Raw genomic sequence first — 12,200 nt, 5'->3', positions numbered from 1 at the left:
CTGATAAATACAACACCCTTTCGCAGGTAAATAAAGAATATGAGCAATCAATTGGATCTTGAGTGTCGGCAGCTGGTGAAGTCCTTTGGGAAATTTACAGCTGTTGATAATGTGTCTTTGGAAATTCCAAAGGGATCTTTCTTCTCAATACTCGGTCCAAGTGGCTGTGGTAAGACCACTCTTTTACGTATGCTTGCTGGTTTTATTGAACCGACTGCAGGCGACATTGTCATTAAAGAACAGTCCATGTTGGGGGTTCCCCCGAACAAGCGCCCTGTTAATATGGTTTTCCAGCATCTCGCGCTTTTTCCTATGATGAATGTGGCTGAGAATATTGCCTATGGTTTGAAACGTAGAAAACTTCCGCAGGCAGAAATTGATAAAAAGGTTGCTAATGTTTTGGAGCGGGTAAGTCTGCCCGACGCAGGACCAAAAGATGTGACGCAGCTTTCCGGTGGACAGCGTCAACGTATTGCGATTGCGCGCTCTCTTGTACTTGAACCGGCTGTTTTACTTCTTGATGAGCCGTTAGGTGCTCTCGATTTAAAACTACGTGAACACATGAAAGTTGAACTGAAACAGCTTCAGCACGAGGTGGGTACAACCTTTGTGTATATTACCCATGACCAGTCCGAAGCATTAGTTATGTCTGACAACGTTGCTGTTATGAACCAGGGACGCTTTGAGCAAGTTGGATCTCCGCAAGATCTCTATTACAACCCGAAAACAGCTTTTGTTGCTGGTTTTGTTGGTGATTCTAACCGCTGGAGTGGGCGGGTCGATACGATGGATAACGGACAGGCACTGGTATCACTTGATGATGGCGGTATGATTGCTGGAATAACAGGCAACGAAAAAACGCTAACGGTTGGTGACAGAGTAGAGCTTTTTGTCAGGCCGGAAGCAATTACGATTGAACGCGACAGCTCTGCTCAAACAGGGGCGCATCTTGAAGATGGTCAAAATACGCTGTCCGGGATTGTTGAAAACCTTCTCTTTGACGGGGCAAACAGCCGCGCGCAGGTCCGCGATCAACAAACAGGCCATCAGGTCACTGTTTCATTGCCTCAGACAGGTGCTTTTAGCGATCTCAAGTCTGGCGAACAGCTTCGATTGTCTTGGGGTGTGGACAAGGCCCGCGCTTATGTCTCTCAGGCGGGGCTTGGTAAGGAGCAGGCGGCATGAGTACACTCCAGATGACCTCTGGAACAGACAAGAGTGATACAATCCCGATGATTAAACTCGGGACTTTCCTGTTGATGCTACCGCTTTTGCTCTGGCTGTTCTTACTTATTATTTTACCGCATCTTGATCTTTTGACCGTTTCCCTTCGCGAAAAGCTGGGGTATCGGGAATATGCTTTCAGTTTTCAGAACTATATCGAGTTCTTTACCGAACCACTTTATTGGAACACCTTTGTTCGCACAGCTGTTATGTCCATTGTCGCAACAGCCATCACACTGGTTGTTGGTTTCCCGGTCTCTTACTACATTGCTAAAGTTCTTAAGGGCAAAAAACGTAACCTTTTGTTCATGATGTGCTTGATCCCCTTTTGGGTTTCCGAGCTTGTCAGAACTTTTGGGTGGATGATTTTACTGCGTGAATCCGGTGTGATCAGTAGTTTTCTACAATGGGCAGGTCTTGTTGATGGGCCTGTCGAGCTGCTCTACAGTGATGCAACATTGATGGTTGGTCTGGTTTATACGTCCATGCTCTTTATGGTCGTCCCACTGGTTTCTGTGCTGGATACGCTGGATGATAGCCTTATCGAAGCTGGGTATGATCTTGGTGGCAGCACGTATTCTATTTTGCGTGAGATTGTTATCCCTCACGCAATGCCGGGTATTGCATCTGGCTGTATTGTTGTCTTTATGCTGACGCTGGGGAATTATCTAACGCCGACGCTTCTTGGTGGGAAAGATAGCCTGTGGTTTACCGAGCAAATCTATAACCAGTTTATCACGCGCTTTAACTGGGAATCTGGCTCAGCCTTTGGCTTCCTTCTTTTATTCCTTTCATCTGTGATTGTTTTTGTCGGCTTAAAGTTAAGTCGCCAGACACTTGCTGATACTGTGAAATAAGGTGCTTTGATATGATACCGTCTCTTCCTCAGTCAAAGTTCAGCACACGTCTTTATGTGGCTTATATAACTCTATTTTTTATATACCTGGCGGCACCGCTTGTGGTTGTTGGTGTCTTTGCGTTTAACGACAGTCTGTTCCCGTCCATGCCATGGAATGGTTTCACGTTCGACTGGTTTATTGGCACAGAAGATACCCGTATTGGGGTCTTTAATGATGGGCAACTTTTGGAATCAATTGGCTATTCCGGTTTTATTGCTGTTTGTGTGACGTTGTTGTCTGTTTTCGTTGGGACCTGTAATGCATTTTTGTTTGAACGCCATACTTTCCCGGGGAAAAATGTTCTCTACATCTTCGCGCTGATGCCGTTGGTTATTCCCGGTGTGATATTGGGGATCTCTATACTGATTTTCACTAATTCGATTGCCAATGGTGTTGAAGACAGCTTCGGACTGGATTTAGATTTTCTGCGCCCAGGTTTGTTTATCGTTATTATGGGGCAGTTTGCTTTTGTAACTACGATCACAACGTTGGTGATTTCGGCTCGCCTTCGAAAATTTGATACCAGCTTGGAAGAAGCTGCGTTGAATTTGGGCGCAACAAAGTGGGAAGCGGTAAAAACGATTACGCTTCCTTTCTTGAAGCCTGCAATGGTTGGTGCGGGGATTGTTTGTTTCCTGATGTCTTTTGAGAACTTCAACACAACACTGATGTTGGTTGGATCGGACTCTCCGCTAACAATCACGATGTTTGATCGCCTGAAACAAGGATCAACCCCTGCATTGAATGCTGTGTCACTGATGTTGATGGTTGTATCCGGTGTTTTGGCTTTGATATCTGTTTTTGTTCAGCGGGATAAAAAGTCGGCTGATGACGAGTAATACTACGGTGCTGAATTTGGATAAGGTATTTTAGTTCAGCTTAACTGTACGAGTTATGTGTCGTCCGATCCGAAAGGTCGGCACATAAAAAGGAAGTTGCTCCTCGAGTAACTTACCCCACATGACTTGACCGGGCTTTAATGCCCGGTCTTTTTTTGTATGAAGGGTTTCGGTTAAAGGATGATATTTCTATATCATTTTCTATGTGGCTTTTTTGCTAGGGGGCCACTATGCTGCTTGGGTATCGCCTGTCGAAGGATTGGGGACTGATCTTTGGCGGGGCAATGTTTATATCGTAATAAAGCGGTTTTTATCTGATCAGATAGGTGTGTTGAGTGGGGGCTTGATACCATTGTCTGAAGAGAAAAATTAATTGGGAAGTCTCAGTCCATGGTCGTGCCGTATCGCCCTGTCATTTCTGACAAAAGAACAGCTTCATTAAAACAGCGTGAACCCGTTATGGGCCGCCGTAGCCTTCTCAAAGGGCTTGCAGGTCTTACAGGTGTCAGTTGTGCATCGTCTCTTTTTCCTTCCCCGGCGATTAGCGCAGAGCAAGAGTTAGAAGTCTTTTGCTGGAAAGGCTATTTCAATCAAGAAATCATAGATGAGTTTAAAAAAGATACGGGTATTCAAGTTTACCTGACAGAATATGACAGCAATGATGAAGCACTCTTGATGCTTAAGGCCACCAAGGGGCTGGGCTTTGATCTTGTCTTCCCGTCGTCCTCTTTTTTAACAAACTGGCATCTGGCCAGGGATCTGTTACAGCCAATTGATGAAGGTAAGTTAGACCTTGGCCTTATACATGGCAGTATTCTGTCAAATGCTGAAAATATGGGGACAATTTATAGGGGGCGTCGTTATGCACTGCCTTTTGCTTGGGGCTGTGAAGGCATTGTCTTTGATAGTCTGTTAAGAGACTATCAGCCCGGGGAGATCTCTTGGAATGACCAATGGTCCTTTATTAATAAGGGATTTGTCGCGACCCGCCCTGGATCTGCCCTGACGTCGATGGCATTGATGCTTGATGGAACGGGAGAACGATTGGACTCTGCTTATTTAAATGAAGACCTTTCCCGGGAAGTTTTCGGTGAAGCACTTCTTTTTGCCAAAGAACATAAATCGCATGTTCGCCAGTTTTGGCGCGATACTGAAGGTTTGGCCTCTGCCTTTACACTCAACAATTGTGTTGTTGGGCAAGGATGGGGTGGTGCTGCGCACACATTGTGGAAGCAAACAAAGAGCAGGTTTAAATTTTTGGCCCCGAAAGAGGGGGCCCTTGCTTGGCTGGATACTTTGGCGATTCCTGCCGGAAGCACGAATGTTGATCAAGGGTATGAGTTGATTAATTGGCTTTTATCCCCAAAAGGTGCCGGGATGTTTATGGCATCTTCTGGGTATAATTCGGTTGTTAAAGATGCGCATAATGAATTGGATTTGGCTGCTCAAGAACGATTTAACTTTTCTTATAACGACGCTAAAGCCATCGACGACCTTTATTGGCTCAAGCCCGAACCGGCTTGGTTTAGGGACTTGCGTGATATTTATGTTCGAAAATACGTAGAAGCAGCCTGATTACAAAGGGCCATTTATATATTTTTCTCAAGAAATTGCAGGTAATCCCAGAGCTCGTCTCCGGATGCTCTTGTGCTCTCCGGGGCAGATGGTGATATATTTTAAATAATTTTTGAAATATTATGTCATTAAATAGGCAAATAAAGTCGTTTTTGTATAAATGGAGAGCGGTCAACAATTTATACTAATTGTATAATGCACAGGGAAAAGGAATTGTGTCATGGCGAATACCATTATCCTTACAGTTATTGGTTCTGATCGGCCGGGGTTGGTTGATGACCTGGCCACGATGGTGAATAAGCATGGTGGTAATTGGCTGGAAAGTAGGATGACTAGGCTATCCAGTAACTTCGCAGGTATCGTTCGCGTTTCTGTCCTCGAAGCGAACCACAAGGCTTTAGAGAGCGATATACAGTCTCTTGGTTGTGCAAACTGTCAGCTCATCATCGAACAAGAAACCAAAGTTGGCTCTGATGAGACCTTGCGTGAACTTAGTCTCGAGATAATTGGTCCAGATCATCCCGGTATTGTTCAAGACATTTCACATGCCTTGGCAGAGAAGAAAATCGGCATTAATGAGATCTCTACTGATTGTCAGGATGGTGCAATGTCTTCTGAGCGCATTTTTAACGCAGAGATTAATATTGCCATTCCCACATCTATGCCTGTTGACAGTATTCGGGATCAGTTGGAAGAGCTGGCAAATCAGTTATTTGTAGATATCACCATGGACGACCTAAAGGGAACTGTGACACGGATTTAACTGCGTTAGCTATCAAAAGGCAGCCAGAGAATTTGGTCCTGAATGCTTAAGGGTTTTCAGGGAGTAACCAGTCGATGGCTGTCTTTTTTTTCTGTTCCAGATATGCATTTGCTTGTGAAAAGTGCTGGTTGCCAAAAAATCCGCGATGGGCACTTAAGGGCGATGGATGGGGCGATTGTAAAACGAGATGCCGGTCTCGGTCTATGACAGCGCCTTTCTTTTGCGCATAGCTTCCCCAAAGCATGAACACTAACCCGCTATGTTTTTGGTTTAGCGTTTCTATTATTTTATCAGTAAAGATTTCCCAGCCACGACCTTGATGCGATCCGGCTTTATGCTGTTCAACGGTTAAAACCGAGTTTAACAGTAGGACACCTTGTTCCGCCCAAGAATTGAGATAGCCGTGAGGTGGCTGGCAGATACCAAGATCCTGCTCCATTTCTTTATAGATATTCTTAAGAGAGGGAGGGATCGGAACGTCCGGTTTGACAGAAAAACACAGCCCGTGTGCTTGACCGGGGCCATGATATGGATCTTGCCCCAGAATAACGATTTTCACGTTATCAACTGGCGTAAGATCAAGGGCTTGGAAAAGCTCGTTACCTTTGGGGAATATAACTTTCTTGCTGTCTTTTTGCTGCTTCAAAAAGGCTTTAAGATTCCGCATATAATCTTTGTTGAACTCGGAAAAAAGCGCTTCTTTCCAGCTAGGATCAAGCTTTACTGTGTCTGCTGTTGTATTCATGTCAGGTTTCAGAGTTAATCGATAATTATTTTAGCTTTCCTGCCCCGCTTCAAGCAGCAGTTTTTCCACATCCAAACGTTTGGTGTGTTTGAAAAACTCTTTTGCGATGGGGGAACTTGGTTCTCTTTTGGCGATAATCATACCGATTTTATTGACAAGTCTTGGTTCGGACAGGGGAATTGCAACGACGCCTTCTAGGTTACGCAGGACATGGATCAGGCTAATCGGAACAATGCTGGATGTGTTGCCAAATCGCGTTTCATGAAGAAGCTGTGTGATAGAGTTGGTTTGCGTATGTGGCGTGACAAAACAATCGAGTTCCTCAAATGTTTTATCGATAATACGACGATATTGCATATCCCTTGTTAATAGGCTAAGCGGCAGCTCGGCAGCTTCTTGCCAGGTTATTGTCTTTGTGCCTTTTAATGGGCCGTCTGCCTTGTGGATAAGGGAGTATTCTTCGTGGTAAAGTTCGTGACTTTCGACGTTGGTGCTAAGCTCATCACTCAGATAGGTGACGCCGACTTCAAGATCGAACTTTTCCAAGCCTAACTGTATTTCTGCTGAAGAGAGTGACAGAATTGAAACAGTTATATTGGGGTGAGCTTCGCAAAAAGGATTCTTGATCAGCGACATCATTGGCATTGCCGATGGAATGGCCCCAATCCGTAAATGCCCCGCCAAGCCTTTACTCATTTGACTGAGGGATTGCTTGAGGGTCCGCGCTTCGGCCAGAATACGCTGGGCGATCGTAACAACCAATTCACCTTCGGTGGTCAGTCCCTGGAAGCTACGCTCACGTTTGACGATTGGAACGCCGAGCTCGTTCTCTAGCTGTCGAATTCGGGCAGAAAAGGCCGGCTGTGAGATGTGGCAATTTTTCGCGGCTCGTCCGAAATGCTTTTCGCGCGCCAGCGCACAGAGTAGTTCCAATTGGCGCAAATCCAAGGTCGTTATCTCCTGTCGTGCAATAGAGTTATATTTTTATTCGTTTTGAGAACTACGGCGTGCCGAATTCCTGACATAGGGTGTATACAACATATCCCTAAAAGATATAAGGGGATATGTCTTGAAAGCCATTACTCAAAACGGCAGAGTCATGTATCCTTGGCGACATTAGCTTTGTTTTTTTATTTCTTTACCTGTCATCAGGCTTGGCGTTCCAAGTGGGGATGTCATTCCCGATTTCATCATGAAGTGGCGCAGCGGGGCAAAATTCCGCACAGCGGATAGTCCAAGGTCCCTGACTTTGTGAAGAATCGCGCTGTCATTTGAGGCAAATCTGTTAAGGCCATCGGCAGCCGCCAAGCGTGTCACAACATCGAAGCGTCTGGCCCTGTCGTATTCAGCAAGTAGCTGAGTGTCGCCCAGATCGTTTCCTTTATTATTTTGATCGATAAGTAGTTCTGCCAAGACGGCAACATCGCGTAAGCTCAGATTAAGTCCCTGAGCCGCAATAGGTGGCAGTGCATGTGCTGCTTCGGCGATAAGAGCGAAGCGGCTGGCATGGAAAGAATTACTGAGCATGGCAGATATAGGAAACCCACCACGTTTTCCAAATAGCTTTACATTGCCAAGGCGCCCTTTGATCTTCTCTTTCAGTTTTTTTGTGAAGGCCTCTTCGTCCAAAGCGAGCATTTTTTTCGCCAAGGAAGTTTCTTCTACCCAAACGATGGACGATCGTTTTCCTGTCATTGGTACGAGAGTGAAAGGGCCAGCTGGGAAATGGGTTTCTGTTGAAACATTCTGGTGTGATTTACTGTGTTCGATGTAACAGGTTATGGCTGTTTGTGGGTAGGGCCAGGACATGGATTTGATGCCAACAGCTTTGCGGCTGGGGGAGTTCTTTCCATCAGCACCAATTGTCAATTCTGCTATAGAACGTTGCCCGTTTGACAGGGTGAGGGTATAGCCATTGTCGCCTTCTTCCAGTTTTTCCATCTTGGTTGATGTTAGGTGGGTGACGGCGGGCAGTTCCGTTAATCTGTCACATAATGCTCTTCGTAAAACTGCATTGGGTACATTAAAACCAAAGGGGCTGTCATTTATCTCTCTGGAATCAAAATCAGTTGAGCTGGGGTATTTCTGTTTTCCCCGTGGCAGATTAACAATGCGCATGACGGTCAGCGCCGTTGCGTGTTCTTCGCATCCGGCCCACGCGCCACAGGCGTTGAGCAGATTTATCGAATTTTGTATGAGCGCAGTGGTACGATTATCTTTTGCATCTTGATAGGCATTTTCGGGCAAAGGCGGTTCTAGGTCGACCAAAAGCGTTTTTATGCCTGCGGTGCCAAGTGCTGCGGCTAAACCTAATCCGGCCAATCCGCCACCAATAATCTGAACCTGATTTGCAAGTGCTGCGGAAGAATTTTGGTCGGTCATGGTTTCTGGTTACACCTGTGCTGAATGCGGAAGGTATTATTTTGTATTCTGAGGTACCCTCAAAGTACCAGTGGTGCAAGGTGTTGTCTTGTCACAGTTTAGAGATTTTTGCGAAGTGATAAAAAAAACGGGGCCGCTTGTTGTCAAGGGCCCCATTCCATCGTTGCTTTTATCGCGGTCTTTTTAGTCGCCAAGCAGACCTTTGATGGCATTTCCAGCACCATCAGCGGCGTCTTTAATGCCGTCGGAAGCACCAGATGCAGCGTTACCAACCGTATCGGTTACTGCTGAAGCACCGCTGGCGGCCCCTTCTGATAGATCCTGAACACGGCCTTTTACATCTTTTGCAATGCCTTCTAGATCAACAGAGTTAAGCGCGCGGGTAATATTTTTTGTCACTGCACCAAGCGCGGCTTGTAAAATAACATCCGGGCTTGCTCCGCTATCACCTTTGCCGATGTCTTTAAGGTGTATGTTGGGTAAATCAACATCAATTGTTTTATCCCCAAGCGGCGCAGCAGCTACAGAAACTTCGCCGTCGTTTAGGTATAGGTGCTCGACGATGAATTTAGGGCCTGAACCCGCACTGTTGTCGCTATTATTAGAGTTACTGGTTGTCTGAGCATTTTCGTTGATTGTGTCGATATTACTTTTTTGCGGGCCGACTTCATAGGTGATGTGTGGGGCCTTGATGCGGATCTCGTTGATAACCACTACATCGCTGGCGATAGACGTTGGGTCAACCTTAATTGTGATTTCTTCAAATTTGAAAGCATCGCTTGATTTGAAGCCTTGCGGGTTACTCATAAGGAAACCGGATAGGCTACCTTCACCTGTCGTTGGCGAAATAGAGACGTTATCAAGCGTGACTTCTGTCTGGGTCATGTCCGAAGCAACGCTTTCGACAGCGGCTTTAACGATTGAATCCAGTGATGAGTATATGAAAATAACACCGGCAACGATTAGGACGGCAATTGTAATAAGTGTAATACCGGCAATTTTAATAGTCTTGTTCATAATTTCAGGCTTCCCCGAGGTTGATCTGATAGCGCACTAAAGCATTTGTGGTAGCCAAAATCTATAGGTATATACCGCAAAATGGGAGCCAAATTGGGGGAGGATTTTTGTGAATCCGCGAAAACCAACAGGTTTACATGCAGTAAATATGGTTAACGCTTGAAGTAAAAAGGTTAATGAAAGTCGGGACGTTATCAGAGGGTTTCGAATGCCTTTCGGCTGTTGTAATTTTACCACGATGATTGTTTTAAATAAAAATTGTTAACGAAAAGAATTCGTCAAAAATGGCTTATTTATAGAAAACAATTATAAATCAATGTCTTGGTGTGTTGTTGGCGTTTATTTTTTTAGGTCTCATTTTTATCACAATAAATATCAGCATTTTTGATTAGTGGGCATAGGGTGCATGCGAAAGTTGCATGGCTTATTATTCTTTATTTAAAGTAAAGATGAATAAATTAAAGTAAAAGTGTTTTTTAGTTAGTGTATTCATGGTGAGTGTAAGTAGTTTGAGACGTTTTTGTCTCTAATTCATGATAAATATTTCTTTGACTCTTTGTGTTAATCTCTTGTAAAGATTTGGTCGTAACAAGCGACATAGGGTTGTTTGTTTTCAATTCATCCCCACATCGGGGTACGCTCACAATGATACAGGCTGTGTGGGCACGGGCTTGAAGAAGCTGCTGAAGTGATAAGCTGAGGTACTTAAATGAGACGTGGTTTACGACAGATCAGACGTGTAGGGTATGGGCTACGTGGCCAATTCCGTAACCATTGGTATGGTTTTTCGTCATTCTTGTTTGCACTTGTTATCAGTGCTGGGTTAATTGCACCTGAAGCGCAGCAAAATGCTCTAGCCGTTCAGGTGGCAGAAGATGACTTTATTTCTCCTGTTGATGTACGGCCGTTGGCGCGTGATTACGCTGTCCTACCAGAATTAGAGCGCCGCCGTCCGACGCCGGCAAGCTATGATACTGAATTAGAGTGTCTAGCACAGAATATTTATTTTGAATCCCGCAGTGAAAATACAAGTGGTAAACGTGCTGTTGCCCATGTTGTCCTCAATCGTGTTGCAAGCAAGCGCTTCCCGTCCACGATATGTGGTGTGGTTCAACAGGGTGGTTCTTCTCGCTTGAACAAGTGCCAGTTTTCTTGGTGGTGTGACGGTAAGAAAGACGAAATTAAAGATCAGGCGTCTTGGGATGAGGCACAAAAGTTAGCTCGGTATGTGTATTGGGGTGTTTCTAATGATGTTAGTGAAGGCGCCCTTTGGTATCACGCTGATTATGTGAACCCAAAATGGCGTACAGCTTTTGACGAAGGGCCAACCATTGGCCGCCATATTTTCTATCGTGAGAAAACGGATGATTTGGAAGTTGCTTCATTAGAAGTAAAGTAGCTTCACGCTGATCCCGAAATAGTAAAAAGCGCCGTTTATGGCGCTTTTTTTGTGAGCGGTTTTTTAGAATACGTTAGATATTTAATTTTCAGACGTGGATTAAGTTCGTGGATTAAGTTCGTGGGTTAAGTTTTCTGGGCGTCAAAGACTTCTTTGGCCGAATTTAATCCATTAATGGCCGCAGGTAATCCGCCGTATACTGCCATTTGCCAGATTGCTTCTGCGATTTCTTTTTTACTCGCGCCGCTTTTAAGCGCGTGCTCGATATTGATTTTTAGCTGGGGTGCTGTATGCCCGCCGAGTACGGTCAAGGCGGCTACGGTGCAAAGTTGTCGAGTTTTTGCGTCGAGGCCTTCACGAGAATAATGGCGTCCATAGGCCCATTCGATCAGGCTTTCTGACATGCCCGGGACCATTTCATCGTATCGTTCGCCTAAAATTTCTTCTAAGTTTGGGGCGAGATTTTCTGCTGCATAATCACGCCCTTTTTGTAATGCGGATTTATCCATTATTTAATCTTCCTTTTTCAATAAGCCTTTGGTTTGAACTTTCGCTTCCAGTGGAGAGCTTGTTTCCAGACCGTCGCGTTCCATTTTTTCATACAGATCAACTTTGTAATTTAATAAATTCAGACAATCTGAGAGTTCTTCGATCTTTGCTGTGACAATATCCCGTCTGTCTTCGAGCATCTGGCGTCTTTGGTTTGCTGTTTTCGGACCCATTTCACGCAAAGCAGCGTATCGGGCCATGTCTTTTACTCCCATTCCGGTGGCGCGAAGTTTCTTTAGGAAGGTAATCCAATCTTTAATTGATTCCTGATAAACACGGCGCCCCCCTTGATTTCTTGTCGGGTCCGGGATCAGGCCGATTTTCTCGTAGTAACGAAGCGTATCTATGGAAAGACCACTCTGGGCTGAAAGCTCACCGATATACATAATTTTCCTAAGTTGTTTTGCCGTGTGTAGAGGTGTTCTGTACCGACAGCTCTTTTAGAGCATCCCGAGTGCTCCTTTGCTTTGGGGAGAACAAATCAAATGGTAAGTGCTGGAGTGCACTCTAGGTCAAGAGTGTTTTTATGAAATATATTTAAAAGCGTCAGGCGCTGACGCTGCTTTTTATAACTAGGGGAGGGAATGACTTATGAATCTAGCTTATGGTCGTCGATAATTTTTGTCTGACGTTTCTTTTCGACTTTGGAAATTTCTTTTTCTGTCTTTGTCCGGCCGAACTCAACACGGTTATCATCAGCCTTGGTGGCCTTTTCTTTACGCGCTTTGTTCTTACGCGCTTGCCTTAGATTGATAACGTTACTCATAAAATTTTGTTGCCTTCTGCATGATGTGTTGCCAGATGCAAT

The 12,200-nt window shown here is 45.0% G+C and carries 13 protein-coding genes; 6 read left to right on the top strand and 7 right to left on the bottom strand.

Features of this window, described 5'->3' with window-relative positions; genetic code table 11:
• The first annotated feature begins 39 nt into the window (after positions 1-39).
• From ACN0W5_RS09600 to ACN0W5_RS09580, 5 genes are all read left to right on the top strand, one after another.
• Positions 40-1,185: an ABC transporter ATP-binding protein gene (locus ACN0W5_RS09600; protein WP_417453913.1), complete on the top strand. Its 1,146-nt coding sequence runs from the start codon at positions 40-42 to the stop codon at positions 1,183-1,185.
• Entirely contained in the window at positions 1,182-2,081 is a 900-nt protein-coding gene (locus ACN0W5_RS09595; protein ID WP_417453912.1) for an ABC transporter permease, read from the top strand. The genes ACN0W5_RS09600 and ACN0W5_RS09595 overlap by 4 nt, the downstream gene beginning before the upstream one ends.
• An 11-nt stretch (positions 2,082-2,092) precedes the next feature.
• Positions 2,093-2,962 carry an ABC transporter permease gene (locus ACN0W5_RS09590; RefSeq protein WP_417453911.1) on the top strand — a complete coding sequence of 290 codons (870 nt, stop codon included), beginning with the start codon at positions 2,093-2,095 and terminating at the stop codon, positions 2,960-2,962.
• A 390-nt stretch (positions 2,963-3,352) separates the two neighbouring features.
• Positions 3,353-4,537, top strand: a complete 1,185-nt coding sequence (locus ACN0W5_RS09585) for an extracellular solute-binding protein (protein ID WP_417453910.1) — start codon at positions 3,353-3,355, stop codon at positions 4,535-4,537.
• A 220-nt stretch (positions 4,538-4,757) separates the two neighbouring features.
• A complete protein-coding gene (locus ACN0W5_RS09580; protein WP_417453909.1) occupies positions 4,758-5,300 on the top strand; it encodes a glycine cleavage system protein R in 543 nt (180 codons plus the stop codon).
• 46 nt (positions 5,301-5,346) lie between these two features.
• Here the strand turns inward: ACN0W5_RS09580 and ung are convergent, their stop codons facing one another.
• The 4 genes from ung to ACN0W5_RS09560 form a co-directional block, all read right to left on the bottom strand.
• The gene (ung, locus tag ACN0W5_RS09575; RefSeq protein ID WP_417453908.1) at positions 5,347-6,045 is read right to left on the bottom strand and encodes a uracil-DNA glycosylase; all 699 of its coding nucleotides are present in this window, start codon (positions 6,043-6,045) and stop codon (positions 5,347-5,349) included.
• 30 nt (positions 6,046-6,075) lie between these two features.
• On the bottom strand, positions 6,076-6,993 hold the full coding sequence (locus tag ACN0W5_RS09570) for a LysR family transcriptional regulator (protein WP_417432287.1): 918 nt from the start codon (positions 6,991-6,993) through the stop codon (positions 6,076-6,078).
• Between the two features lie 168 nt (positions 6,994-7,161).
• Positions 7,162-8,427: an FAD-dependent monooxygenase gene (locus ACN0W5_RS09565; RefSeq protein WP_417453907.1), complete on the bottom strand. Its 1,266-nt coding sequence runs from the start codon at positions 8,425-8,427 to the stop codon at positions 7,162-7,164.
• A 183-nt stretch (positions 8,428-8,610) separates the two neighbouring features.
• Positions 8,611-9,444, bottom strand: coding sequence for an AsmA family protein (locus ACN0W5_RS09560; protein ID WP_417453906.1), 834 nt, complete (start codon positions 9,442-9,444; stop codon positions 8,611-8,613).
• A gap of 709 nt (positions 9,445-10,153) precedes the next feature.
• Between ACN0W5_RS09560 and ACN0W5_RS09555 the strand changes: the two genes are divergently transcribed.
• Entirely contained in the window at positions 10,154-10,843 is a 690-nt protein-coding gene (locus ACN0W5_RS09555; protein ID WP_417453905.1) for a cell wall hydrolase, read from the top strand.
• A gap of 125 nt (positions 10,844-10,968) precedes the next feature.
• Here ACN0W5_RS09555 and ACN0W5_RS09550 read toward each other — a convergent pair whose 3' ends face one another.
• From ACN0W5_RS09550 to ACN0W5_RS09540, 3 genes are all read right to left on the bottom strand, one after another.
• Positions 10,969-11,352: a carboxymuconolactone decarboxylase family protein gene (locus ACN0W5_RS09550; RefSeq protein ID WP_417453904.1), complete on the bottom strand. Its 384-nt coding sequence runs from the start codon at positions 11,350-11,352 to the stop codon at positions 10,969-10,971.
• Positions 11,353-11,355: 3 nt separating this feature from the next.
• Entirely contained in the window at positions 11,356-11,778 is a 423-nt protein-coding gene (locus ACN0W5_RS09545; RefSeq protein ID WP_417453903.1) for a MerR family transcriptional regulator, read from the bottom strand.
• A gap of 203 nt (positions 11,779-11,981) precedes the next feature.
• Positions 11,982-12,158 (bottom strand): DUF4169 family protein, encoded by a 177-nt coding sequence (locus tag ACN0W5_RS09540; protein ID WP_417453902.1) that lies wholly within the window; start codon positions 12,156-12,158, stop codon positions 11,982-11,984.
• Between the last annotated feature and the right edge of the window lie 42 nt (positions 12,159-12,200).

This window comes from Kiloniella sp. (assembly GCF_048270245.1).
Classification (GTDB): domain Bacteria; phylum Pseudomonadota; class Alphaproteobacteria; order Kiloniellales; family Kiloniellaceae; genus Kiloniella.
Note: the sequence above shows the minus strand (reverse complement) of the source record. Positions and strands in the feature narration are given on the sequence as shown.

What these genes read in the sequence shown, in the direction of transcription:
- ung (WP_417453908.1), bottom strand. Translation starts at nt 6,045, where the DNA reads ATGAATACAACAGCAGACACAGTAAAGCTTGATCCTAGCTGGAAAGAA.
- ACN0W5_RS09585 (WP_417453910.1), top strand. Translation starts at nt 3,353, where the DNA reads ATGGTCGTGCCGTATCGCCCTGTCATTTCTGACAAAAGAACAGCTTCA.
- ACN0W5_RS09600 (WP_417453913.1), top strand. Translation starts at nt 40, where the DNA reads ATGAGCAATCAATTGGATCTTGAGTGTCGGCAGCTGGTGAAGTCCTTT.
- ACN0W5_RS09580 (WP_417453909.1), top strand. Translation starts at nt 4,758, where the DNA reads ATGGCGAATACCATTATCCTTACAGTTATTGGTTCTGATCGGCCGGGG.
- ACN0W5_RS09595 (WP_417453912.1), top strand. Translation starts at nt 1,182, where the DNA reads ATGAGTACACTCCAGATGACCTCTGGAACAGACAAGAGTGATACAATC.
- ACN0W5_RS09540 (WP_417453902.1), bottom strand. Translation starts at nt 12,158, where the DNA reads ATGAGTAACGTTATCAATCTAAGGCAAGCGCGTAAGAACAAAGCGCGT.
- ACN0W5_RS09560 (WP_417453906.1), bottom strand. Translation starts at nt 9,444, where the DNA reads ATGAACAAGACTATTAAAATTGCCGGTATTACACTTATTACAATTGCC.
- ACN0W5_RS09565 (WP_417453907.1), bottom strand. Translation starts at nt 8,427, where the DNA reads ATGACCGACCAAAATTCTTCCGCAGCACTTGCAAATCAGGTTCAGATT.
- ACN0W5_RS09555 (WP_417453905.1), top strand. Translation starts at nt 10,154, where the DNA reads ATGAGACGTGGTTTACGACAGATCAGACGTGTAGGGTATGGGCTACGT.
- ACN0W5_RS09550 (WP_417453904.1), bottom strand. Translation starts at nt 11,352, where the DNA reads ATGGATAAATCCGCATTACAAAAAGGGCGTGATTATGCAGCAGAAAAT.
- ACN0W5_RS09545 (WP_417453903.1), bottom strand. Translation starts at nt 11,778, where the DNA reads ATGTATATCGGTGAGCTTTCAGCCCAGAGTGGTCTTTCCATAGATACG.
- ACN0W5_RS09590 (WP_417453911.1), top strand. Translation starts at nt 2,093, where the DNA reads ATGATACCGTCTCTTCCTCAGTCAAAGTTCAGCACACGTCTTTATGTG.